22 protein-coding genes and 1 pseudogene are annotated in these 24,548 nt (G+C 32.5%); 14 read left to right on the top strand and 9 right to left on the bottom strand.

What is annotated here, in order from left to right:
• From Q0Q96_RS02305 to Q0Q96_RS02270, 8 genes are all read left to right on the top strand, one after another.
• Window positions 1–1,828, top strand: a 1,828-nt coding sequence (locus tag Q0Q96_RS02305; RefSeq protein WP_293871249.1) for a S8 family serine peptidase, incomplete at its 5' end; no start/stop codon positions are given.
• A 65-nt stretch (window positions 1,829–1,893) separates the two neighbouring features.
• Window positions 1,894–3,144: a hypothetical protein gene (locus Q0Q96_RS02300; RefSeq protein ID WP_293871246.1), complete on the top strand. Its 1,251-nt coding sequence runs from the start codon at window positions 1,894–1,896 to the stop codon at window positions 3,142–3,144.
• Window positions 3,145–3,861 carry a glycosyltransferase family 2 protein gene (locus Q0Q96_RS02295; protein WP_293871243.1) on the top strand — a complete coding sequence of 239 codons (717 nt, stop codon included), beginning with the start codon at window positions 3,145–3,147 and terminating at the stop codon, window positions 3,859–3,861.
• 53 nt (window positions 3,862–3,914) lie between these two features.
• The gene (locus Q0Q96_RS02290; RefSeq protein ID WP_293871241.1) at window positions 3,915–4,640 is read left to right on the top strand and encodes a hypothetical protein; all 726 of its coding nucleotides are present in this window, start codon (window positions 3,915–3,917) and stop codon (window positions 4,638–4,640) included.
• 456 nt (window positions 4,641–5,096) lie between these two features.
• Window positions 5,097–5,360, top strand: a complete 264-nt coding sequence (locus tag Q0Q96_RS02285) for an AAA family ATPase (RefSeq protein WP_293871239.1) — start codon at window positions 5,097–5,099, stop codon at window positions 5,358–5,360.
• 128 nt (window positions 5,361–5,488) lie between these two features.
• The gene (locus tag Q0Q96_RS02280; protein ID WP_293871237.1) at window positions 5,489–5,680 is read left to right on the top strand and encodes a hypothetical protein; all 192 of its coding nucleotides are present in this window, start codon (window positions 5,489–5,491) and stop codon (window positions 5,678–5,680) included.
• Between the two features lie 512 nt (window positions 5,681–6,192).
• Complete coding sequence (locus tag Q0Q96_RS02275) at window positions 6,193–7,818, top strand: M1 family metallopeptidase (RefSeq protein WP_293871235.1); 1,626 nt, start codon at window positions 6,193–6,195, stop codon at window positions 7,816–7,818.
• Between the two features lie 73 nt (window positions 7,819–7,891).
• On the top strand, window positions 7,892–8,317 hold the full coding sequence (locus tag Q0Q96_RS02270) for a DoxX family protein (RefSeq protein WP_293871233.1): 426 nt from the start codon (window positions 7,892–7,894) through the stop codon (window positions 8,315–8,317).
• 108 nt (window positions 8,318–8,425) lie between these two features.
• Here the strand turns inward: Q0Q96_RS02270 and corA are convergent, their stop codons facing one another.
• Window positions 8,426–9,496 (bottom strand): magnesium/cobalt transporter CorA, encoded by a 1,071-nt coding sequence (gene corA / locus Q0Q96_RS02265; RefSeq protein ID WP_293871231.1) that lies wholly within the window; start codon window positions 9,494–9,496, stop codon window positions 8,426–8,428.
• 66 nt (window positions 9,497–9,562) lie between these two features.
• On the opposite strand from corA, the gene hutI reads away from it, so the two are divergent.
• Complete coding sequence (hutI, locus tag Q0Q96_RS02260) at window positions 9,563–10,801, top strand: imidazolonepropionase (protein WP_293871252.1); 1,239 nt, start codon at window positions 9,563–9,565, stop codon at window positions 10,799–10,801.
• 65 nt (window positions 10,802–10,866) lie between these two features.
• Here hutI and Q0Q96_RS02255 read toward each other — a convergent pair whose 3' ends face one another.
• Complete coding sequence (locus Q0Q96_RS02255) at window positions 10,867–11,751, bottom strand: hypothetical protein (protein ID WP_293871229.1); 885 nt, start codon at window positions 11,749–11,751, stop codon at window positions 10,867–10,869.
• A 95-nt stretch (window positions 11,752–11,846) separates the two neighbouring features.
• On the opposite strand from Q0Q96_RS02255, the gene Q0Q96_RS02250 reads away from it, so the two are divergent.
• Window positions 11,847–12,884: a formimidoylglutamase gene (locus tag Q0Q96_RS02250; RefSeq protein ID WP_293871227.1), complete on the top strand. Its 1,038-nt coding sequence runs from the start codon at window positions 11,847–11,849 to the stop codon at window positions 12,882–12,884.
• A 93-nt stretch (window positions 12,885–12,977) separates the two neighbouring features.
• On the top strand, window positions 12,978–14,234 hold the full coding sequence (locus tag Q0Q96_RS02245) for a DEAD/DEAH box helicase (RefSeq protein ID WP_293871225.1): 1,257 nt from the start codon (window positions 12,978–12,980) through the stop codon (window positions 14,232–14,234).
• On the opposite strand, the gene Q0Q96_RS02240 is transcribed toward Q0Q96_RS02245, so the two are convergent.
• The 5 genes from Q0Q96_RS02240 to holA form a co-directional block, all read right to left on the bottom strand.
• The gene (locus Q0Q96_RS02240) at window positions 14,231–16,435 is read right to left on the bottom strand and encodes a response regulator (protein WP_293871223.1); all 2,205 of its coding nucleotides are present in this window, start codon (window positions 16,433–16,435) and stop codon (window positions 14,231–14,233) included. The genes Q0Q96_RS02245 and Q0Q96_RS02240 overlap by 4 nt on opposite strands.
• 73 nt (window positions 16,436–16,508) lie before the next feature.
• Window positions 16,509–18,203 (bottom strand): energy-dependent translational throttle protein EttA, encoded by a 1,695-nt coding sequence (gene ettA / locus Q0Q96_RS02235; protein WP_293871222.1) that lies wholly within the window; start codon window positions 18,201–18,203, stop codon window positions 16,509–16,511.
• A 34-nt stretch (window positions 18,204–18,237) separates the two neighbouring features.
• Window positions 18,238–18,420, bottom strand: coding sequence for a CAL67264 family membrane protein (locus tag Q0Q96_RS02230; protein WP_293871221.1), 183 nt, complete (start codon window positions 18,418–18,420; stop codon window positions 18,238–18,240).
• A 75-nt stretch (window positions 18,421–18,495) separates the two neighbouring features.
• On the bottom strand, window positions 18,496–19,773 hold the full coding sequence (locus Q0Q96_RS02225; protein ID WP_293871219.1) for an amidohydrolase family protein: 1,278 nt from the start codon (window positions 19,771–19,773) through the stop codon (window positions 18,496–18,498).
• Window positions 19,774–19,845: 72 nt separating this feature from the next.
• Window positions 19,846–20,850 (bottom strand): DNA polymerase III subunit delta, encoded by a 1,005-nt coding sequence (holA, locus tag Q0Q96_RS02220; protein ID WP_293871217.1) that lies wholly within the window; start codon window positions 20,848–20,850, stop codon window positions 19,846–19,848.
• A 50-nt stretch (window positions 20,851–20,900) separates the two neighbouring features.
• On the opposite strand from holA, the gene Q0Q96_RS02215 reads away from it, so the two are divergent.
• The 3 genes from Q0Q96_RS02215 to Q0Q96_RS02205 all read left to right on the top strand — a co-directional run bounded on the left by Q0Q96_RS02215 (window position 20,901) and on the right by Q0Q96_RS02205 (window position 23,284).
• Window positions 20,901–21,362, top strand: a complete 462-nt coding sequence (locus Q0Q96_RS02215; protein WP_293871215.1) for a type I restriction enzyme HsdR N-terminal domain-containing protein — start codon at window positions 20,901–20,903, stop codon at window positions 21,360–21,362.
• An 11-nt stretch (window positions 21,363–21,373) separates the two neighbouring features.
• Entirely contained in the window at window positions 21,374–22,363 is a 990-nt protein-coding gene (locus Q0Q96_RS02210; RefSeq protein ID WP_293871213.1) for a glycosyltransferase family 2 protein, read from the top strand.
• An 84-nt stretch (window positions 22,364–22,447) separates the two neighbouring features.
• A complete protein-coding gene (locus tag Q0Q96_RS02205; protein WP_293871211.1) occupies window positions 22,448–23,284 on the top strand; it encodes an OmpA family protein in 837 nt (278 codons plus the stop codon).
• A 60-nt stretch (window positions 23,285–23,344) separates the two neighbouring features.
• On the opposite strand, the gene Q0Q96_RS02200 is transcribed toward Q0Q96_RS02205, so the two are convergent.
• Together Q0Q96_RS02200 and Q0Q96_RS02195 are read right to left on the bottom strand one after the other, a co-directional pair.
• Entirely contained in the window at window positions 23,345–23,911 is a 567-nt protein-coding gene (locus Q0Q96_RS02200) for a 4'-phosphopantetheinyl transferase superfamily protein (protein ID WP_293871209.1), read from the bottom strand.
• An 83-nt stretch (window positions 23,912–23,994) separates the two neighbouring features.
• Window positions 23,995–24,548: pseudogene (locus Q0Q96_RS02195) on the bottom strand (IS982 family transposase); the annotation flags it as partial.

The following is a 24,548-nucleotide window of genomic DNA, read 5'->3' as shown; positions in this document are numbered from 1 at the left end:
TTTTAAAATTGAAAATAATATAGCAGTATATATTGGAACCAATAACGACGAAAAAGATTTTTTTTCAAAGTATACAATATCAAATTTTTACCAAACATATCCAAGTTCTAGGGTTTTAAAATCTTTAAATATGTTTACATTTGAATCTAATAGCAGTAGTTTAATGAATGAACTATTAGCCAAATTTCCAACTAAATATTTAAGAACTGAAGATTTAACAGTCCAAATTATTGAACTGTTATATTATCCAAATGATTATGGAACTACTAGCCCTAATGTAAATTTAGGAGCAAATTTAAGTTTAAAAAGTTTTGACTACATCAACGTACCAAAAGCTTGGGACTATTTTCCTCAAAATCAAATTGGAAATGTAACAATTGGAATATCTGATGGAAAAGTTGTTAATACAGATTTAGACTTTGGTAATAAGGTAACATATTTAAATGTAAATTCTTTTAACTCTAATTTTGTTTGCGGTAGTGAAGCATGGCATGGGGTAAGTGTTGGAGCAATTGCTGCTGCTCAAGGAAATAATGCACATGGTATTTCTGGTATCTGTTCAGACTGTAAGGTAGTAAGTACTCCATATACTTTGTCATATAATGGTATACTAGATTTAGCAAATGCTGGTATAAAAGTAATTAATATGAGTTGGGCTTATATGTATCAGGATGATAGGACATATTTAACTGGCTATGTTCAATCTCAACAAGATATTATCAACCAAATACATGATATGGGAGTAGTGCTTGTAGCTGGTGCTGGCAATAATAATTCTTATTCTGCACCTGCACCAAACTATTTATGGTATGGCTACCCAGCTTCTTATGATAATGTAATTTCCGTTTCAGGGGTAAATCATAAAAACGCAAACTTTACTGACCAAATAACCCATGAAACTAATGGTGATGTATCGTGGTATAATGAAGATTTGATTAGCCCAACTGGTATATATAGTAATAGTGTTTTTTCTTCTTTTTATGAAGGATTGACAACTAATTCAAAAGTCGATATTTGTGCGCCAGCATGGAGATATCCATTATATGGTTCATATTTATTAGGTTGTCTAGAAAATGGTTTGCCATATAATTATGGTGATGGAACGTCAGGAGCGGCTCCATATGTTACAGGAACAGTAGCGTTAATGCAATCTTTAAATCCTTGCTTAAATCCAAATGAAGTTGAAGATATTTTACAATTGACTTCTAAAAATATTGAATCAAATCCATCAAATAGTTATTTTATTGGTCGGATTGGTTCTGGAAAATTAGAATCTGGAGATTCAGTAGAGTTTGTTTCAGAGTTAATGAACCCTAATGGTAACGCTTTAATTGATGGTCAAGATTTTTGGAGATTTGATTTTGATTTGCAACACATAAATAATAAGTTAACAATTTCAAATCAAGTTTTTAGAGATGGAAATACCTCTAATTTTGTTGCTAAAAATAGTATTGATGTTATTACAAGTTCAGATTTTAAACCTAATTTCAATGGTTTTATTGATTTAAAAATTGATAGTGAAATTACAGTTTGTCCAGCCTATCCTCGTTTTTCAAATAAAAATCAAAATGAAAGGAAGTATGAAATGGTTAATAATTTAGTTAAGCTATACCCAAATCCAAACAAAGGAACTTTTACGATTTCATTAAATAAATCTATTTCAGAAATTGACATTACTATATTTGATATGCTTGGGAAATTGATTTATCAAACTAAAACAGAAGGTAAAGATTTGGAGTTAAGTATTCCTCACCTACCAAGTGGTTTGTTTATTGTTAAACTAAATTCTAAAGAACTAACCGAAACACTTAAATTTATAAAGGAGTAAATATAAGCGGTTGTAAAACAACCGCTTTTTTTATTAAAATACTTACTTTTACAAAAAAAATAGATATGATAAAATTACTTTTTAAATATAAATACCAAATTATTTTAATCTTAATAGGCATAGTTTGGATATCATTTCTTAATGAATTAATGCAAATTAATCATCAAAATAATATTTGTAACGATTGCGATAATTATAGAGAATCCGCAAGTTATTTGTACCATAATTTTAAAACGCATTATTTTAGACCTATTGGAATGGCTATTATCACTGGAGTACCATATCTTTTTGAAGCTACAGATGCTACTATTTATGAATTTAGTTTGATAATTAATATTATAGCTTGGTTAGGCAGTGCGTTATTGCTGTTAAATTTTTTAAAAAAACAATTACCAATTAATAAAGCTCTATTATGGTCATTGTTGTTTTATTCTATTTTAAGTTTTGTTTTCATTAATTTTCAATTATTAACAGAAAGTATTTTTACGTTTTTAATGATTACCATTTTTTATTTTCTTGATAAATATTATACAGAAAAATCCTTTCATTTCTTGTCTTTGGCTATTAGTATTTTACTTTTTGCAATGCTAATAAAACCTAGTGTGAAATTTTTTGCTATCATAATTTTCATCTATTTTGGTAAAACATTATTAAAAAATCATAGAAATAAAAGCATTCTTTTTATCTATTTAAGTCTATCATTAATTGCATTTCAGTATGTAAAAATGAAAAATGATTATGGTAATTATACTTTAAGTTATATTGATAGTGTTACATATTATAATTATCTCGGAAGCAAAGCATTTTATTATAAAACAAATGACACATTAAATCAAAACACGAATAAAAGAGCGATATTTTTAACAAAATTTTCTTATCCAGAACAACGAAATATAGCTACTAAAGACTTATTAAGTCAAATAAATAATAATAAATTTAACTTAATAAAAGCGTATATTTCAGATTTGTCTGAAAACGCAAAAACTCCAAATGGTTCTATTGAGACATCAAAAAATTTAAAAAATAAAAATTACTATAATACTTTAAAAAAATGGTTATCTATAATATCGAAGTATCAAAATAGGTTTTTTACAATAATTGGATTTATATTGGCTTTCTATTATCTTTTCAAATCATATAAGCATGAATTCCTTTACAGTCTAATAAGTTTTTACATTCTATATACAATTACGATATCGGGTGTTTCTTGCTCACAAGGTGATCGTTTTCATATCGTTTTCTTTCCGTTTGTTATTATTTTATTTGCAAAATTATATAATGAAAAAATAAATAAATTTATTATCAAAAAAATATAAATGAAAAAGCTATCCATTATAATACCAGTTTTTAATGAAGCAAGAACAGTTCATTTAATTCTTAATAAAATTGAACATGTTATTTTATCTCAAAACATAGTTAAAGAAATAATTATAGTTGACGATTGTTCTACTGATAATACTTTAGAAGTCATCAAAAATTACATCTCAACTCATATAGACTTATCAATTGAATTATTACAACATCCCCAAAATAAAGGAAAAGGAGCATCATTACAAACTGGTATAAAAAATGCAACTGGAGATTACATAATTATTCAAGATGCCGATTTAGAGTATGACCCAAACGAATACAATATTCTTTTGCAACCCATTCTAGATGGTCATGCTGATGTTGTTTATGGTTCAAGATTTATGGGAGGAAATCCCCATAGAGTATTGTTTTTTTGGCACACAATAGGAAATCGTTTTTTAACCTTTTTATCAAATATGTTTACCAATTTAAATTTAACAGATATGGAAACCTGCTATAAAATGTTTGACGCTAAAATATTACAATCAATTTCATTGCAAGAAAAAAGATTCGGTTTTGAGCCAGAAGTTACCGCTAAAGTTTCAAAAATTAAAAAAATAAGAATATACGAAGTAGGAATTTCTTATTATGGTAGAACATATGATGAAGGAAAAAAAATTAATTGGAAGGATGGATTTCACGCAATATATTGTATAATTAAATATGGCTTTTTACGTTTATAGAATAATTATTTATTTTTATATATTTACAAACTAATCAATTAAACTAAAAAATTATGGCTTCAACTTCCGAAAAAGGACACGCTAAAAACATAGCAAACGCAAATTTATTGAACACATATATTGTTCAATTAGTTGCAATATACAATCCAAGTAATCCAAAATTACTATTGTCAAACTTACAAAACATCTACACTAATTCATTTTCACATCAAGAAAGTGTAAATACATTAGTTGCTCCTTACTCTATTGCAGTTGATAATCGAGAAAATGTTTTTGCACCAGTTAGCAAAAAAATTACAAAACTTCGCAAAGCATACAAAGCCACCGAAGGAGTAACACCAGCACAATTAGAAGGTTTTATGACTATCGCTCGTAAATTAAAAGGCATTCGCAAAGTCAATAACGCACCAACAACCAACACAATAGAGGAGCAAACACAACATTCAACCTCTCAAATGAGTTACGACCAACGAACTAATAATTACGATTTGCTAATTTCACAACTTCAAAACACACCAAACTATAACCCAAACGAAACAGAATATCAAATTGCTACTTTGCAAGCAGAAAAAGCCCAAATGTTGCAAGCAACGCAAGGCGTTGCTAACACTTTTGTTCCTTTAAACAATGCTCGTAGCATTCGTAATAATTCTATGTATCTTTCAGTAGATAATTTAGTAGATACATTTAACAAGGCAAAAGATTATTTGTTTACAATCCTTGATAGTAATTCAGTTCAATATAAAGCAATCGCTAAAATTAAATTCAAAAAAGTATAAACAATTGCCAAAATAGATAAGGCTTATGCCAAACTGCATAAGCCTTATGTCAAAATAAACAAAGCAATCTCCAAAATAGATAAGACAACCGTCAAAGTAAATAAGTCTTATGCCAAAATAGATATGACAACTGCCAAACTAAACAAGACAACCGCCAAAATAGAATAAGCTCCTGCCAAAATAGATAAGACAACCGCACCAGTAAAATAGGCACTTAACAAAAACTAAAAAACTAAATGAAACGTGAAAACTGGAATGTAAAAAGTTATGGCATCCTCCAACACACGTTTGTAGCAATTGGGGGTTTAGGTTTAATCTAAAGTTTGTCTTGTACTTGCAAAGTTCAGTATTTAACCGAAAGGAAAGCGAATATTTAACCCCAACTGCTACAAGCGTGGAAACGTTGGGCGACATACTACCAAAAAACCGCAGAAAATAACACGATAAGAAAAATAAATGATAAACAATTTAAAAATTTCAAAAGTTAGTAGTTATAATGAAATAGTTGAATTGAGTAACTTGTCAAAAGTTAACTTCTTTTTTGGAAGTAATGGTTCAGGAAAGTCAACAATTGCAAAAGCTATAAATAATTTTGAAGTTTATCCTCCAAACAATAAATATTCATTTTGTTCTCAAATCGGCTATGACAGTAATACTGAAAAAATATTTGTCTTTGACGAAACATTCGTTGAAAAAAATTTTATCTTAAAAAAAAAATAAAAAGGTCCAAATTTCGCAACGACGAGGAAGTCGAGCAGTCATCATGCAACATTTTATGACACGTTATATAACAATAATCACAGTTCTATTTCAAACCCTTCTTTTTGCTCAAGTAAAATTAAGTGGAAATGTTAGTGACTAAATCACAGCATTTACCTGATGTCAAAATAGAAATCTCTAATTCAATTTACACAAATTCGGATTTTGATGGAAATTACCAATTTAAAATTCCAGAGAAAGAAAAAATAAATATACTTTTTGAATATTCAGTGCCTTGGGTGACAATAGAAATTAAAAATTTAAAAGTCAAAAAATTATAAGCGTCAACAATCAAAGTAATTTTACCAACATACAGAAGAATTGACGCAAAAGAATATGAAATTTTATCAGAAGTTGAAAAACGAAAATTTCAATTAGGAACTCCAATGTGTTATGGACAAATTAGAAACTACTTAAGTAATGAATTTAATGGTAAATTTTGAAAGTTTTTATTGGTAATCGAGAAATCAAAATAGCTAATTTCAAATTTGATTCAGAAAAGAATAGTAATTGAAGGAAGTGAATTAGAATCAAAATAAAACGTTGCAAAACAGCGGTAGCGGTTGCTAAACAACTTCAAAAAACCAAAATTTCAAATTAAACCTAAAAGACAACCTCATTTAACCTAGTTAAGCGAGGTTTACTTTCAGAATAAAGTGTAGTTTTTAAAAAAAGAGGTGCTAATAAACAAGCTTTTTACTTACAATTCATAACTCATAGCTCTTACCTCCTTTCTGTCAACTTGAGCGAAGTCGAGGGGCACAACTAAAAACTTTTTCACTACTTTTATGCTATGAAAAAAACAATTCCACTACTACTTTTAATAACCTTTCAAACGCTGTTGGCACAACAAACCTACACCCGAAAAGATTCCCTTCAAGGTGGTTTACGTCTGGAAAGAACCTGCTATGACGTGTTGCACTACGATTTGAATATCAAAATCAATATTGAGGATAAATCTATTGTTGGCTACAACGACATCACTTTCGACATGGAAAGTAAAAACGAAGTGATTCAGGTAGATTTATTCGAAAATATGAAAGTCGATTCTATAATTTACAATACTAATAAACTCGCATTCAATAGAGAGTTCAATGCCGTATTTATTAACTTTCCACAAGTATTACAAAACATAGGAGGAAAATCAAAAACGATACGCTTTTATTATTCGGGCAAACCCATAGTTGCCAAAAACGCACCTTGGGACGGCGGGTTTGTTTTTACGAAAGACAATCAAGGGAAACCATGGGTTGGCGTGGCTTGTCAAGGCACAGGTGCCAGTTTGTGGTATCCATGCAAAGACTCCCAAAGCGATGAACCCAATTTTGGCACTACCCTAAAAGTAGCCGTTCCAAATGGTTTGATGGAGGTCTCCAACGGTAGATTTATGGGTTCACAAGATTTGAAAAATGGATACACCCGCTGGGATTGGGAAGTTAACAATCCTATAAACACCTACGATATTACGGTCAACATAGCCAATTATACACACGTTCACGACAACTACAAAGGCTTGGATTTAGATTACTATGTACTGCGTGACAACGAGGCTAAAGCCAAAGTTCATTTTGAAGAAGTAAAACCTATGATGGATTGCTTTCAAAGTAAATTTGGAACGTATCCCTTTTTTAATGACGGATACAAGTTAGTAGAAACTCCCTATCTAGGCATGGAGCATCAAAGTTCCGTGGCATACGGAAATCATTATGTAAAAGGCTATTTAGGTACCGACTTATCAGGTACAGGAATAGGACTTTTGTTTGACTACATTATCGTTCACGAAAGTGCTCACGAATGGTTTGGCAACAGCATCACCTCAAAAGACATTGCTGATATGTGGATTCACGAAGCATTTGCCATGTATAGCGAAACCGTTTTTGTTGAATGCCAATATGGTTATGAAAAAGCCCAAACCTACCTCAACGGAATGAAGCAAAATGTAAATAATGACAAACCTATTATTGGCCCTTATGGTGTAAACAAAGAAGGTTCAAACGATATGTATTACAAAGGCGCCTTGATGATCAATACTTTAAGACACGTTGTAAACAATGATGAAAAATGGTGGCAAATGTTATTAAAATATGCAACTAGTTACAAGTACAAAATCATCGATACCGAAACCGTTGTAAACTTCTTCAATAAAGAAAGCGGCATAAATTTGACTTCAATATTTAATCAATATCTCAAAAAAAATTCTACTCCCAATTTAATCATTAGAAAAAATAAAAACAAACTGGAGTACAAATGGTTTTCGTACGAACCAAATTTCACGATGCCTATTGATGTAACCGTTAAGAACAAAACTAGTAGACTGTTTCCAACAACAAGTTGGAAGCAATCAAAAATAAAAATAAATGCTTTAGAGGAAATAGTGGTCAACACCAATTCCTTTTATATCGATGTTATAAAAGAATAATAAATCTTTCTAAAAACCTCTTTATATCACTAATAATTAGTAATTTAGTAATGAATTTTTAAACTTCTTTATTATGGATACTTCAGTAAAAGGTTTGAACAAGTGGGCAAATGCTCATTCTACATTTTGGTTTGATGCAATACGAGTTGTATTAGGTTTATTTTTTATTTTTAAAGGCGGTTATTTTGTTAGTAACAGTAGATATTTTGAAGATGCTATAGCGCCCGTGAGTAATTTTATGGGAGGAATGTTAACCTTTCATTACATCGCCGCAGCGCATATTATGGGCGGAATTATGATTGTTTTTGGATTGCTAACACGTTGGGCATTAATTGCTCAATTGCCCATTTTGCTTGGAGCTGTTTTGATTAATTTTATTGGCGATATGAATTTTGTAAATTTTTGTATTGCATCAATAACTTTAGCAGTAAGTATTTTTTACACCATTTATGGTAGCGGAAAACACTCTGCGGATTATTACTTCAAAATGGAAAAATAAATTGTTTGCTCTATATTCTAAAAATGTTTCAAGTAAATTGCAATGCCCCCAAAAAGTTAGACATTTTTTGGGGGCTTTTTTTAAGAAATAAAAGTTAAGTAATAGTATTTAGTACCATTTTTTCTTCTTGAAATAATAAACCATACCAAGAAATAACAAAATCATTAGTCCTACGATGATAAAATAACCATACTGCCAATGTAATTCGGGCATGTTATCGAAATTCATTCCGTAAACACCCACAATAAAAGTTAGCGGCATAAAAAAAACCGAAACCACTGTCAAGGTTTTTATTACCTCATTCATCTTGTGATTTTGGGTCGAAAAATAAAAATTAGAAGCACTGTCTAGCGTAGTCAAATCGTATTCTATTTGTTCTAAAAGCTCCAAGCTTTTTTGATGTAAACGTTCAAAAAAACTATAATTATTGGGTTCTATTGCATTAAAAACATTGTCATATTTAATACTTTTTATAGAATACAAAGAGTCTCGCAACGGAATTATAGAACGCTTTAAAAAATTATAATTGTCACGATGTTTTTCTATTTGTTCTAAAATTTCGGGCCTCGTACTGGTTTTTGATAAATTGATTAATTCCTCTACTCTATCTTCTTCACTTTCGATGGTTATATAAAAGTTTTCCATCACAGCATCAAGCAACAAATACAATAAATAATCTGCTTTTTTATCACGAACAATTCCCGAATGTGTTCGTATTCGTTCCCGAATGTGCGTAAAAAAATCACTTCTCTTTTCCTGAAAGGATACTAAAATTCCGCTTTTCAATAAAAAACTAATTTGTTCTACATTAATATTATTAGAATCTGCTTCGGGCAAAAGTGATTTAATATTAAAAAACAAAGTATCGTGGTATTCTTCTAGTTTTGTTCGTTTCGTGGTGTTTAAAATATCGGAAAGCATAAAATTATCAACACTTAAACAATCTCCAATTTGTTTTATGGCATCAATCTCATTTAAACCGTGAACATTGAGCCAATTTGATTTACTAAAATCAAGGTGCTTGTTCATTTGGCTCACTTCAATTTCATGAAACTCGGCCAAATCATTGGTATCATATACAAACAACTGTATTTCGGTAAGGGTAAACTTGTGAACGCCCGTGTATTCCAATAACGTTGGCTGTACTTTTTTTCCTTTTTTGTAATTTATTTTTCTCACGGATTCTAAATTTCCATAAAATTAATACTATTTCTATTTTTAGAACTATTTTTACAAAAAATCATGATGCAAACGTTAATCATCAACATAAAAGAACTACTGCAAGTTAGAGAAACTTTGATTGAAAAAGTTTCTGGAAGTGACATGGCAATTTTACCAACGATTAAAAATGCTTTTTTGTTGATAGAAAATGATACGATTGCAGCTTTCGGTTCCATGGAAAATTGTCCCAAAATAAACGCTGACACTACTATTGATGCACATGGAAAAATGATTTTACCCTCTTGGTGCGACAGCCACACCCATCTTGTTTATGCTGGCAACAGAGAACAAGAATTTGTAGACAGGATTAATGGTTTAAGCTATGAAGAAATTGCCCTACGCGGTGGAGGAATTTTAAACTCGACTAAAAAACTAAACGAAACATCCGAAGAGGAGATTTATGAACAATCAAAAAAAAGACTAGAGGAGATTATAAAATTAGGAACCGGAGCTGTAGAAATCAAATCGGGATATGGATTAACTACAGATGGTGAACTTAAAATGCTGCGCGTCATAAAAAAGCTCGCTGCCAATTATCCAATAACTATCAAAGCCACATTTCTTGGCGCTCATGCTTTTCCGACAGAATATAAAGAAAACCACACTGGATATATTGATTTATTGATTAATGAGATTTTGCCAAAAATTGCCGAAGAAAAGCTAGCTGATTATATTGATGCGTTTTGTGAAACAGGTTATTTTTCAGTAGCCGAAACAGAACGAATCATGGAAGCCGGAAAACTATTTGGTTTACGTGCCAAAGTTCATGTTAATCAGTTTACAGCTATTCATGGTATTGCTGCTTGTGTAAAACACAACGCACTTTCTGTAGATCATCTAGAAATAGTAACCGATGAAGATATTGAAATCTTAAAAAATGCGGAAACCATGCCCGTAGCTTTGCCAAGTTGCTCCTATTTTATTAGCATTCCGTATACTCCTGCACGAAAAATGATTGCCGCTGGACTGCCTATTGCTTTGGCTTCCGATTTTAATCCGGGTACTTCACCTTCGGGAAATATGAATTTTGTGGTAGCAACCGCTTGTATAAAAATGAAAATGACTCCCGAAGAAGCCATCAATGCTGCCACTATAAACGGCGCTTACGCTATGGGAATCTCATCGTCACACGGCAGTATAACCATTGGCAAAAAAGCCAATCTTATCATCACAAAACCAATGAACTCTTACTACGAGTTACCTTATGCCTTTGGTTCAAATAGGATTGATCAAATTATCCTAAACGGGAAAGTTGTAGCATAAAAAAATCCTCTTGTTTTTCAACAAAAGGATTTTCCAAACTACTATTAAAAATAAAAAATTATGGCCTATCTTAATGAAAAACTACTTTTTGAAACCAACTCACCTTTGTCAAAAACATTGACAAAATAAGTTCCCTTTTCAAAATTTTTACCTGGTAATTGTTCCGAAACTTCTACCGTTTTATTTTCATATTTTACATTAGTCGTAAAACTATAGGTTAAAGTATTTTCGCCAAAAGAAATGGTTGCTTTGTCTCCAAGAACATTATTTTTAGAATCAATAACCTGAACGTAGTAAGTTTTATCACCCGATTTTGCTATTTTATTTTCTGCAATAGTGAAATTTATTTTCAACATATCTGTTCTGCTGGCTTTATCGGTAGCAATTTGTTTACCTGAACTTCGCACTTTATACGAAGCTGTTTTCAAATTAGTGATAGTCAATTTAGAACCTTTTTCAACCGTTTTAGATAACTCTTCGTTTTGACCTACCAAAACCTGATTGTACTTTTTGGAATCGTCCAATACTACCTTGGTACTATCTAAATGCGTGGTAAGTTCTTGATTTTGTGTTTTCAAAACCGCCACTTCCTGCATCATATTTTGCATTTTTTGTTCTAATGCTTTGTACTGTGATTTGTATTTCATCAACGAGGCATTATCGCCTTTGGCTGACTTTAATTCGGTCATCAATTTTACAACTTTATCTCTTTCTGTGATGAGTTCATCAGACATAGAAGTGTTTTCAGCAATAGCTGCATCATAAGTTGTTTTTAAATCCGCTAAATCTTTTAGAACAGAATCTTTTTCAGATTTTACAGTGGTAACTGTAGTTTGCAATGTTTTGGCATCCGAAGTCAATTTAAAAATATACACTAAACTAATTACCAATAAAACCGCTAATATTCCTATAACAGCTTTTAATTTTGAATGACTGTTTTGATTTTCCATATGTTAAATTTTTTAATATTCAAATGTAATACTATTTAAGTAAGTAACGTTGAATAAGCAATTTTATTATATTTTTGGTGAAATATTTTTCTAAAATGTATAAATTAATTCCTTTTTTTGTAACCGATTTAGCAAAAGTTACCAACCATAGAAGCGGCGAAATTAAGTTTGGCGAAAAAATGCTTACCGTTCCTAAAGGTGAAAATTGTTTTGCCTATATGAAAAACTGTGAGGCGAAATATGTCTTGTTCGGAATTCCAGAAGATGTTGGTATTCGAGCTAATTTTGGACGTCCCGGTGCTGATTCTGCTTGGGAAAGTGCCATAAAAAGCATTGCCAATATTCAACATAACCGATTTTGTAAAGGCAGTCAAATTTTGGTTTTAGGTAAACTAGATATTGCCGAAGAAATGAACCAGGCCAAAGATTTGGATTTTAACACTACCGAGGACCGAAAAAAATTAAGCACCCTAGTTGAAAAAATTGATAAAGAAGTCGTTCACGTGGTTAGTAATATCATCAAATGCCGCAAAATCCCAATCATTATAGGTGGTGGTCATAACAATGCTTACGGAAATATAAAAGGAACCGCACTTGGTCTAGGCAAACCTATCAATGCCATTAACTTTGATGCGCATTCCGATTTTAGAATATTAGAAGGAAGGCATAGCGGCAACGGATTTTCGTATGCTTACGAAGAAGGTTTTTTAAAAAAATATTTCATCTTTGGTTTACACGAAAATTACACCTCCAAGAATGTATTGGATAATTTAAAGAAAATAGAAGATCGAGTTACTTTTAATACGTATGACGAAATCAAGGTGCGGCAACAAAAAAACTTTGATCAAGAGCTGATTACTGCATTGGAATTCATCAAAAATGATACGTACGGCATTGAAATAGATTTAGATTCGATACCCAATATTGCCAGTAGTGCTATGACTATGAGCGGATTTTCGGTAGAGGAATTGCGTCAGTTTGTTTACTTTTTTGGTAAAACTAAAAATGCTACCTATCTCCATATTTGCGAAGGTGCACCCGATTTAGGGGAAGAAAAAAATAATCATCTTATTGGAAAACTAATTGGATATTTGGTAACCGATTTTATCAAGTCTAGACGAGAATTGATATAATGGTGAATGGTGAATGATTGCAAAATCTAATTCATAATTCACAATTATAAACCTATCTTTGCGCCAACTTACACTTAACAGCAAGTATATTTTATGTTATTCGAAGATTTATCATTATCCAAAAGTATTCAAAGAGCCGTCTTTGAAGAAGGATACACCAGCCCCACACCTATTCAGGAAAAGGCTATCCCATTTATATTAGCAGGAAAAGATTTAGTAGGTTGCGCCCAAACTGGTACCGGAAAAACGGCAGCCTTTGCTATTCCTATAATTCACAATTTGCATCGAATGATTGGATCGTCCAAAAAAACTAAAGAAATTCGTTGTTTAGTGGTGACGCCAACCCGAGAATTAGCGGTTCAAATTGGTGCAAGTTTTGATACCTACGGAAAATATACCAATATTAGGCAACTTACAATTTTTGGCGGCGTTTCGCAAGTAGCACAAGTAGATCAATTAAAAAAAGGAATTGACATCTTGATTGCCACGCCAGGACGATTACTGGATTTGCACAAACAAGGTTTTATCGACTTTGACAGCTTGCATTATTTAGTCCTGGACGAGTCCGATTTGATGCTCGATATGGGTTTTATCAATGATGTTCGGAAGATTGTGAAATTGGTGCCCACCAACAGACAGACTTTGTTGTTTTCGGCAACCATGCCAATGGCAATACGAGAATTGGCGGATACTTTTTTGAATAAACCCGAATATGTTTCGGTGACGCCTGTATCTTCTACGGCGGAAATTATTGAGCAGCAAATTTATTTTGTTGGAAAAGAAGATAAGCGCGGGTTGCTGTACCATTTGATTCGGAATGAAAATCTGAATAATGTGTTGGTGTTTGTTAGGACCAAGCATGGCGCTGATAATGTGGTAAAAGCATTAAAAAAGCATGGCGTAAATGCCGAAGCCATTCATGGGGATAAGTCGCAAACAGCGCGTCAACGTGTTTTAGACAATTTTAAAAGTAAAGAAATTTCGGTTTTGGTAGCCACAGATATTGCTGCGCGCGGCATTGATATTGAAAGTTTGCCTTATGTAATCAATTTTGATTTGCCTAATATTCCCGAGACCTACGTGCACCGTATTGGTCGTACAGGTCGTGCTGGTAATGACGGAATCTCGATATCTTTTTGCAGTCAAGATGAAGAACCGTATTGGAAAGACATTCAAAAATTGATTAAAGTAAATGTGAAAATCATGAAGGATCATCCGTTTCTTTGGAAAGAAGGTGAACCAAATCCTGATGCCAAACCAGATTTACGAAACAAAAAGAAACCCGAGGGAAAAGAAAACAATTCTAGAAAATCGGAAGCTTCAAAGAAAAATAAAAAGCGCTGGTATTAACTGGCGTTTTCTTTATTTTTCACCTGGTTGTGAATTACTTGAAACAACTTGGATGGTTCAAAAGGTTTGACTATTATATCGTTCATTCCTGCTGAAATTGCCTCTTCGGTTACTTCTTCTTTATCAAAAGCAGTCAAAGCAATTATAGGAATCGTGATGCCTTTTTCTCTAATTTTTCGAGTCGTTTCAAAACCGTTTATCAGTGGCATATTTATATCCATAAGAATTAAGTCAAACGATTCTCGCTCTATAGCGACTAGTGCCGCATAACCATCATCTACAATCGTGCAAGTCATGTTGCTGCTTTGTATAATCTTTTTGGTCACCACCTGATTAATCTTATTGTCTTCAACCACCAAAATATTATATAAATGTGAGGATGACAAATCAACATCTATATTATTGATAATTTCTAATGATTTCATTTCATCAAATTCAAATGCGATAGTAAACGAAAAAGTAGTGCCAACGTTTTCCTCGCTTTCCAAATGAATTTCGCTATTAAATAACTTCACCAAACTAGATACTATAGATAATCCCAGTCCTGTCCCTTGATAATCTTCCTCCTTGCGTTCTATTTGAACAAATTTATCAAAGACTTTGTCTTGATGTTCTTTGGCAATCCCGATTCCGGTGTCTTTTATTTTGAATTCAATAAAATATATTTTGTCTTCTACTTTTTTCAAATCGGCAGTAATAGCCACTTCTCCGTTTTTAGTAAATTTCAGGGCATTGCTCACCAAATTCATAATAATTTGTGACAAGCGCAATTTATCACCAATTAAAAATTCGGGAATAGCCGTGTCTATTTCCAGGGTTAATTTATCATTATTTTTATCGGCAATAAATTCAACGGAGTTTTTAATTAACGTGATTTCATCCGTTAAATTAAAAATCAAATTCTCTAACACAATCCGTTTTTCCTCAATTTTATTAATTTGAAGAATATCGTTTACAAGCGATAATAAATATTTTGCCGAAAATTTTAATGATTTTAAGTGCGGACTGTTTCCTAATTCTTTATGTTCGTCTAAAATAATATTGGTAATACCAATAACACCATACAACGGTGTTCTCAATTCGTGAGTAATAGTTGATACAAATTGCGATTTGAGTTGCGAAGCTTCCTCTGCCATTTCTTTTGCCTGTAATAAATCTTCGTTAGCTTTTTTTAAATCGATATTGGCTTGTTCCCGAAGTTTTATATTTTTATACAATGTGAAGAGTAATAGCAATAAAACAATCAGAATTACTATAAATAGTATCACAATTAGCTTTGATTCTTTGAGACTTTTTGTATGGCTTTCATTTACTTTTTCTATGCGTTCCAACTGAATTTTATATTCGTCTAATTCAATTTGCACGGCTTCTTTTTGAATATTATTAAGCTTATCTTGCGAATACACCACCTTGCTTAACGAATCTAACTTTGTTTTATACAATAATGCTTTTTGAGGTTCTTCATAATACTTGTGATGATGAATACGGTTTTCATAAATATTGATTAAAAACGAATCAAACTTATTATCTTGAGCAATCTTTTCGGCAACCGAATAATAGCGTTCTGCGGCATCTTTTTGATTGTTATAAGTTGCGTAAATGCCTAGAAGCAAATTCATCGACATCTTTGAATCGTTTGAACCCTTGTTCAAAATTTCTTCTTTTATGTCCTTAATATAACTGTTGCCTTCATCAAATTTATTAACAGAAAAATAAGCACTGGCAATATTAATTTTAGTATAATTTATTTGAGCAGTATCCTTGATTTTTGTCGCATAATACAATGCTTTTTTGTAATAACCAATTCCTTTTTTAACATCAATTTGGTTGAAGTAATACACGCTTCCTAAATTGCCGTAAATCCAATTAAAAAGTTTATCCTTATTCGTTTTTTTGGCATACAAAAGCGCTTTTTCATAAAACTCAATCGCTTTTTTTGAGTCCGAACATTCGTTGTAAATAACGCCAATAGTATTGTAAGACTGCGCTATATAGGAGTCATCATTAATTGCAAATGAGTTAATTAAGGCAAGTTTTGAAGATTCTAATGCTTTATCGTATTTTGCCTGATTATAATCTGTACTTGCTTGATTAAGCAATTTTTCTATTTTTAATTGTTCCGCTTTAAAATCTTGAGCCAAAACATTGAAAACCCAAAAAAATAATAACAAAAATGTAGGCAAGGATTTGGCTCTAATCATAAAACTATTTCAACATTCAACTATAAATTTTTGCTAAAAAATCTCGTTTAACGAGATTTTCTAATTGATTAAATTAGTTTCTAATCAATTTACGGTATTTAATACGTTTTGGTGTTGCATCTACGCCCAAACGTTTCTTTTTGTTCTCTTCATATTCAGAAAAACCACCTTCAAAATAATATACTTCGGAGTTTCCTTCAAACGCCAAAATGTGCGTGCATATTCTGTCCAAAAACCATCTGTCGTGGCTAATTACTACGGCACAACCGGCAAAGTTTTCTAATCCTTCTTCCAAAGCACGTAGCGTGTTGATGTCTAAATCATTCGTAGGTTCATCCAATAGCAATACGTTTCCTTCTTCTTTTAAGGTCATTGCTAAATGCAAACGGTTGCGTTCGCCACCCGAAAGTGCTGCCACTTTTTTGTTTTGATCGCTTCCGCCAAAATTAAATCGGGATAAATAGGCTCTAGAATTTACTTGTCGTCCACCCATCATAATCAATTCCTGTCCGTCGCAGAAATTTTCCCAGATAGATTTATTAGGATTGATGTTCGAGTGTGCTTGGTCAACGTAGGCAATTTTCACCGATTCGCCCACACTAAATTCACCTAAATCTGTTTTTTCTTCTCCCATGATCATTCTAAAAATGGTGGATTTACCAGCACCATTGGGTCCAATAATCCCAACAATTCCTGCTTGTGGCAAAGTAAAATTTAGATTGTCGTATAATAATTTGTCACCAAAAGCTTTGGCTACATTTTTAGCTTCAATCACATTGGTTCCCAATCTTGGACCATTCGGAATGTAGATTTCTAATTTTTCGTCGAGTTCTTTTTGATCTTCGTTCAAGAGTTTATCATAGTTTTGCAAACGTGCTTTTTGTTTGGTTTGCCTGCCTTTTGCACCTTGACGAACCCAGTCCAATTCACGTTCTAACGTTTTTCTGCGTTTGGAAGCTACTTTTTCTTCTTGTTCCATACGTTTTGTTTTTTGGTCAAGCCAAGAAGAATAATTTCCTTTCCACGGAATGCCTTCACCTCTATCTAATTCTAAAATCCATCCCGCTACGTTATCCAGGAAATATCGATCGTGTGTTACAGCAATTACAGTTCCGGAATACTGTGCTAAATGTTGTTCTAACCACAGTACACTTTCCGCATCCAAGTGATTGGTTGGCTCATCCAAAAGCAATACATCAGGTTGTTGCAATAACAAACGGCATAAAGCCACCCGACGCCTTTCTCCTCCTGATAAATGTTTGATGGGTGTGTCACCTTCTGGCGTACGCAAAGCATCCATCGCAATTTCAAGTTTGGTATCTAATTCCCATGCCCCCGATGCATCAATTTTATCTTGCAATAAAGCTTGTCGCTCCATTAGTTTGTCCATCTTATCAGCATCTTCATACACTTCAGGTAAACCAAACATATCGTTGATTTTGTTGAACTCATCGAGAATAGCAACCGTTTCGGCAACACCTTCTTTAACTATTTCTAGCACGGTTTTAGTTTCGTCTAATTGTGGATCTTGTTCTAAATATCCAACCGTGTAACCAGGTTGAAAAACCACATCGCCCTGATAGTTTTTATCTACCCCAGCAATAATCTTCAAAAGTGAAGATTTTCCGGAACCGTTTAATCCAAGGATTCCAATTTTTGCACCGTAAAAGAAACTCAAATAAATGTTTTTTAATACTGGTTTATCGCTTCCTTGATAGGATTTGCTCAATCGTTGCATCGAGAAAATTACTTTCTTATCGTCTGACATGTTGATATTAGATTTTAAATATTAGATATTAAATTTATAAACGACCTTTTAGCGAACTATACACCCATGCATTTGCCAAGAAGCCTATACCTGTTGCGGCAAAACCCCAGCCTGCAGTTTCATTATATCTAAATGCACCCAGTGCAATGAGCGATAGTCCCATGATTATCATAATTAAGGTTGCCCATCCTAGGACGGTGTTTTTATTCATTCCCATGCTTTGTGGTATTTAATTTTTTGGAAAGCAAATTTATGTAAAAATGTTGATAGTTTGTGGTTAATAGTTTGCAGTTCATGGTTTGTAAACTATTCCTTCTTTCATGACAAACGACACGCCAAGCACTGTAGAAATATCTTGTGTCGGATCGGCATCGGTAGCAACAATATCCGCAAGATAACTCGATTCTAAAACGCCTATCTGCTTGTCCATATCCAATAACATGGCATTTGTAATTGTTGCGGCTTGAATGGCTTTTATAACTGGCATTCCCACTTCGGTCATATAAATAAATTCTTTGGCGTTTTTTCCATGTTGAAATACACCAGCATCTGTACCAAAAGCAATGGGAACTCCTCTTTTATAAGCTTTTGCAAATGTAGCTTGAATTCTTGGTCCTATAGAAAGTGCTTTAGGAACTATTATAGCGGGATAATAATTGGTTTTTTTGGCATTTTCTTCAACTGTTTTTCCTGCAATGATGGTGGGCACCAAATAGCAATTATTTTTTATCATCAAATCCATCGTAGCTTCACTCATTTCTGTGCCGTGTTCAATGGTTTTTACGCCAGCTTTGACTGCTCTTTGCATGCCTTCATCTCCGTGGGCATGAGCCGCTACTTTCATACCATAATCTTTAGCGGTAGATACAATTGCTTCTATTTCTTCTTGGGTAAACTGGGGATTAGAACTGCTTTTGGCAACACTTAATACGCCGCCTGTGGCTGTAATTTTTATCCAATCGGCACCATTTTTATACCGTTGGCGCACCGCTTGACGTGCATCTTCCACACTATTCACGACGCCTTCTTTTGGTCCTGGATTTCCCATTAAATCTTTACGATACCCATTTGTTGGATCTGCATGACCACCCGTTGAAGCAATTGCTTTTTCGGCGGTAAATATTCTTGGACCAATAACTTTTCCGGCATTAATAGCATTTCTCAACGAAACGTTGACGCCACTTCCACCTAAATCTCTTACAGTTGTAAAACCTGCCATCAAAGTAGCTCTGGCAAATCCTTCGGCATTGTAAGCAATATCGGCATCATTGAGCGTAAACTCTTCAAGATAGGCTGTGGGACTGGTTTGTTCTTCTAAATGAACGTGCATATCAATCCAGCCAGGCATTACTGTTTTTGTTTTTAAATCGACAATTTTTGTATTGGAATCTGTTGGGTTCACAAATCCATCTTCAACACTTTTGATAGTTTTTCCCGAAATGATAATGGTTTTATTACCCAATACTTTTCCGTTTCTAGTATCAACAATTTTGCCGCACTGAATATAGGTTTCTTGCCCAAAAAAAATTGCGGTCATTAGTAACGAACCGAATAAAAGTAATTTTTTCATTAGATTAAAATTTGACTGCTAAATATAGTAATTGTAATTGATGAAACTAATTACCGCACAAGAAATATTACTTTAATTAAAAATGCTTATAAGCATATCTTTCAGCAAATCACTCGTGGGCAGAGCATTTGCACCGACACCTTTGCTTTTGACATCTACTTTACGTAATGTTTCAATAATACCGCTCACTTTTCGCATAGGATAATTATGTGCTGCGCCTATGTAATCTTTCACAAAAAAAGGATTTACTTTGAGTATTTTGGCAACATTATTTGGGGATTTATCCTTAAGTCCATGGTATTGCAACAAACCTAAAAAAAAAGAAAACACTTGAGCATTTATGACCACCAAGGGGGTTTCCTTTGGATTTTGAGCAAAGTAATCGGCTATTTGATACGCTTTAAATTGGTTTTTGTCCCCAATGGCATTTCTAAATTCAAACACATTAAAGTCTTTACTGAAACCGATGTTTTCCTCTATATGATGAGGCGTGATGGTGCTTCCTTTTGGCAAAATGATTTCTAGTTTGGTCAACTCATTAGCAATTCGGCTTAAATCATTACCTAAAAAAGCAACTAACATTGCATTGGCTTTAGGTTCAATAGTAAATCCTCTTCCTTGCAAAACCCTAACAATCCATTGCCCTACTTGGTTTTCATACATTTTTTTGCTTTCGTAAACCAAACCGTGTTTGAGTATAGTTTTGGCTATCGTCTTGCGTTTATCAATGGTTTTGTATTTGTAGGCAAAGACTAAAACGGTAGAAGGTTGTGGGTTTTGAGCATAAGATTCAAGCCTGTCAATTTCTTTCACCAAATGTTGTGCTTCTTTCACAATGACTACTTGACGTTCGGCCATCATTGGATAACGTTTTGCATTGGCTACAATATCATCAATAGTAGTATCTCTACCGTAGAGCACCATTTGATTAAATCCTTTTTCCTCTTCAGTCAATAGATTTTGTTCTAAATATTCAGTTATTCTATCAATATAATAGGGCTCTTCTCCCATCAAAAAATAGATAGGTTTGATGTTGCCTGCTTTGATGTCGTTGATGATTTTTACTACTTCGTCCATTTTTAAGGTTTAGGGTTTGTGGTTGATGGTTGATGGTTTATATTTGCCATATGCAAAACCTCAACTTTCCTTCCTATAACTTTCGGTTCAAAAATAGTGAAAATAAAGTGGCTATTTTTGATGAAATTAGGAAAAAATTTATTCTTCTAACTCCAGAAGAATGGGTTCGGCAACACACAATTCAATTTCTTTTGCAAGACAAGAAATATCCGAAATCTTATATCAATGTGGAGAAATTAATCAAGGTTAATGATTTATACAAACGGTATGATGTTGTGATTTTTCGTCCTGATGGAGCATTGTTTTTACTAATAGAATGCAAAGCGCCCGAAGTAAAAATCACGCAAGAAACCTTTAACCAAATTGCGCGTTACAATTTGACGCTTAAAGCATGTTACTTAATGGTAACCAATGGACTAAATCACTACTTTTGTCAAATGGATTTGGAGAATGAAGCCTATATTTTTCTTACTGATTTACCTAATTTTTCAAATAACCAATTCCATAAATAACCAAATTTGACTTGAAAAAAATAGCCGTAGTCATACTAAACTGGAATGGAGCAAAATTGTTAGAGCAGTTTTTGCCTTCAGTTATCAGATATTCTAATGAAGCGACTATTTATGTTATTGACAACGCATCTACAGATACTTCTATTGCACTACTTAAAACCCGATTTCCATCCGTAAAAATAATACAAAATGATGAAAATTTTGGCTTTGCCAAAGGATACAACAGTGGCTTACAACTAGTAAAAGAAGAATATTATGCTTTAATCAATTCTGATGTTGAAGTAACACAAAATTGGCTTGTTCCTATTCTAACTACCTTTGATAATGAACCAACTACAGGAATTTTACAACCAAAGATACTAGATTATAAACGCAAAGATTACTTTGAATATGCCGGAGCCGCTGGAGGATTTATAGACCAATTTGGTTATCCGTTTTGCAGAGGTCGTATTTTTCAAACCCTTGAAAAAGATAATGGTAAGTATGACGATAGCATTGAGATATTTTGGGCAAGTGGTGCATGTTTCTTCATTCGAAAAGAAATTTATAGAAAACTTGACGGCTTTGACAATGATTTTTTTGCACATCAGGAAGAAATTTATTTATGTTGGCGTGCCTTTAATAGCGGTTATAAATGTAAATACACTTCAAAATCACTCGTGTATCATGTTGGCGCAGCGACCTTGAATGAAAGCAATCCGAAGAAAACCTTTTTAAATTTTAGAAATTCGTTGTTGATGCTTGCTAAAAATTTACCCGAAAATAAATTAGTTTCCATCATTTTAATGCGTCTAATTTTAGATGGATTAGCAGGTGTGCAATTTATTTTGAAAGGAAAATTCAGCCATTGTACGGCAATATTAAAAGCACATTTTGCATTTTACAGTCTGATAAACAAAACATTAAAGAAGCGAAAAGCTCCTCATCACAGTAATTACTATCACACCAAAAGTATTGTTTACAACTACTTCGTAAAAAAAAAAATTATTTTTGAAAAATAAATTTAACAAGAGTTTATCTTTTTACGGCACTACTGTTTTCTAAATTTATGCTTATTTTTGTTAAAATTTTAATTAAAAACAATTATGAAAAAAGTAATTTTTGCCGTTTCACTACTAGCCCTAACATTGACTTCTTGTGGTTCAAAGAAAAAGATTGCCGCTTTAGAAGCTCAAAACAAAGAATGTCAAGACTTATTGAATTCAACTACTGTTAAATTGAATTTGTGTCTATCCGAAAAAGAGGCACTTTCTAAACAAGCTGAATATTTAAAACAAAACAACTCTGATTTGATAAGCAACTCAAAAGATTTGACCGTTTTAACGACTAAAGGTGCTCAAAACTTGGAAAAATCTTTAGAAAGTTTGAAAGAGAAAGATTTAAAAATAACACGTCTTCAAGATGCTTTAACTAAAAAAGACAGTGTGACACTAGCATTGGTCACTAGTTTAAAAAGTTCCGTTGGAATTTCTGATCCCGATATTGAAATTAATGTTGAAAAAGGAGTGGTTTTCATTTCGATTGCCGATAAATTATTGTTCAAAAGTGGAAGTTATTCCGTAAGCGACAGGGCCAAAGAAGTATTGGGTAAAGTAGCAAAAGTGGTTAACAGCAGACCAACATTCGAATGTATGGTTGAAGGTCATACCGATAATGTTCCGTTTACAGGAAATGCTATTTTACTTGATAATTGGGATTTAAGTGTGAAACGTTCTACAGCTATTATCAGAGTTTTAACTAATGAATTAGGCGTAAAACCAGCTCAATTGATTGCTGCAGGTAGAAGCGAATTTATACCATTAGTAGATAATAATACCGCTGAAAATAGAGCTAAAAATAGAAGAACTCGTATTGTGGTTTTACCAAAAATTGACGAATTCTACGATATGATTGAAAAAGAAATGAAAAATCAGAAGAAATAATCTTTATGAAAAAATAGAACATATTAAACACTTTAAGAAATTTAAGGTGTTTTTTTTTTACTATAAACTAGTGCTTGCGCTGGAAAAGCAATACTGATTTTCAAAAAATTCTGTGGATAATTTTAAATTCTTATTCTCAATTGTAATAAATTCGTTTATAACTTCTACGTTTTTTAAATCGAAAAAAGCTCCTTTACCAATTGCTTTTACAGCAGCTTCTTTACGAGTCCAAAGTTTAAAAAAAATTGCTTCGGTAAAAGAATTTTCATTCATAAACTCCCATTCGTTTTTTGTGAAATAATCTTTATATAGCTTATAATCAATACGTTTAATGTGTTCTATATCAATACCAACAGAACCATTTTTAATAAATCCTAAAATAGTATTGTTGTCTGAATATGAAATACTAAAATCTATATCAACATTTACAAAAGGTTTCCCAAAAGGATTGTATTGTATTGTATTTATTAAATCAGCATCCATTTTATTGTTAATCAAAGCAGTTTTCAATAATTCTAAACCCGTTATTCTTTGTTGTTTTTTTTCGTTTAATTTGTAAGAAGAAATTGCAGTTTTCAAATTCACTGGTAGTAAAGATAATTTTGTGTTAATTTCTACCGTACTCATTACCCTTGCATTAATTTTTTTATAAATTTCCAACATGTCATTTATTTTTAAAACAAATATAAATATTAACCCGTTGGGTGTAATTAAATGATTTGATTTTTGATATTATTTATTGGTCTATCAAAGATAAATTTATTGATATATTGAACCAGTGTTAATGCTGTTATTTTTGCCAAAATTGCTTCGCCAGTTCGAGCAAACTCTCGGGTATTGTTTTAAAACCTTCAAAAGTTTTAGCGTAATTGTTTCTAATTTTGAATTAGTCGCATAGTTGTGAAAATAATGTTTCAATTCTTTTTCTTGATTTTCTAAAGATAAAAGGTTGTGGTTTATAATCTTTTTGGTTTTTCCTTTTGGGAGTTTCTAATTTGATGTTTACCGTTTGAAACAAGTCTAATTGAATGCTTTGAGATATGTAACCTCTATCACCGAGTAACACACAATCATACATTTGTTGTTTTATATTTTTCAAAAAATGAATATCATGAACTTCAGTTTTTGTAATGTCTAACGAATGAAAAACCCCATTTAAAGAGCAAACACCATGTAGTTTATAGCCATAAAACCAGTTGTTTTGCGAAGCACAAAATCCTTTTGATGGAGAAGTTTCAAACTCATTTTTACAAATTTTAATTCT

The organism is Flavobacterium sp., from assembly GCF_025352015.1.
In the GTDB taxonomy this organism is placed as follows: Bacteria; Bacteroidota; Bacteroidia; order Flavobacteriales; family Flavobacteriaceae; genus Flavobacterium.
This window is presented reverse-complemented; position numbering and strand designations above follow the sequence as displayed.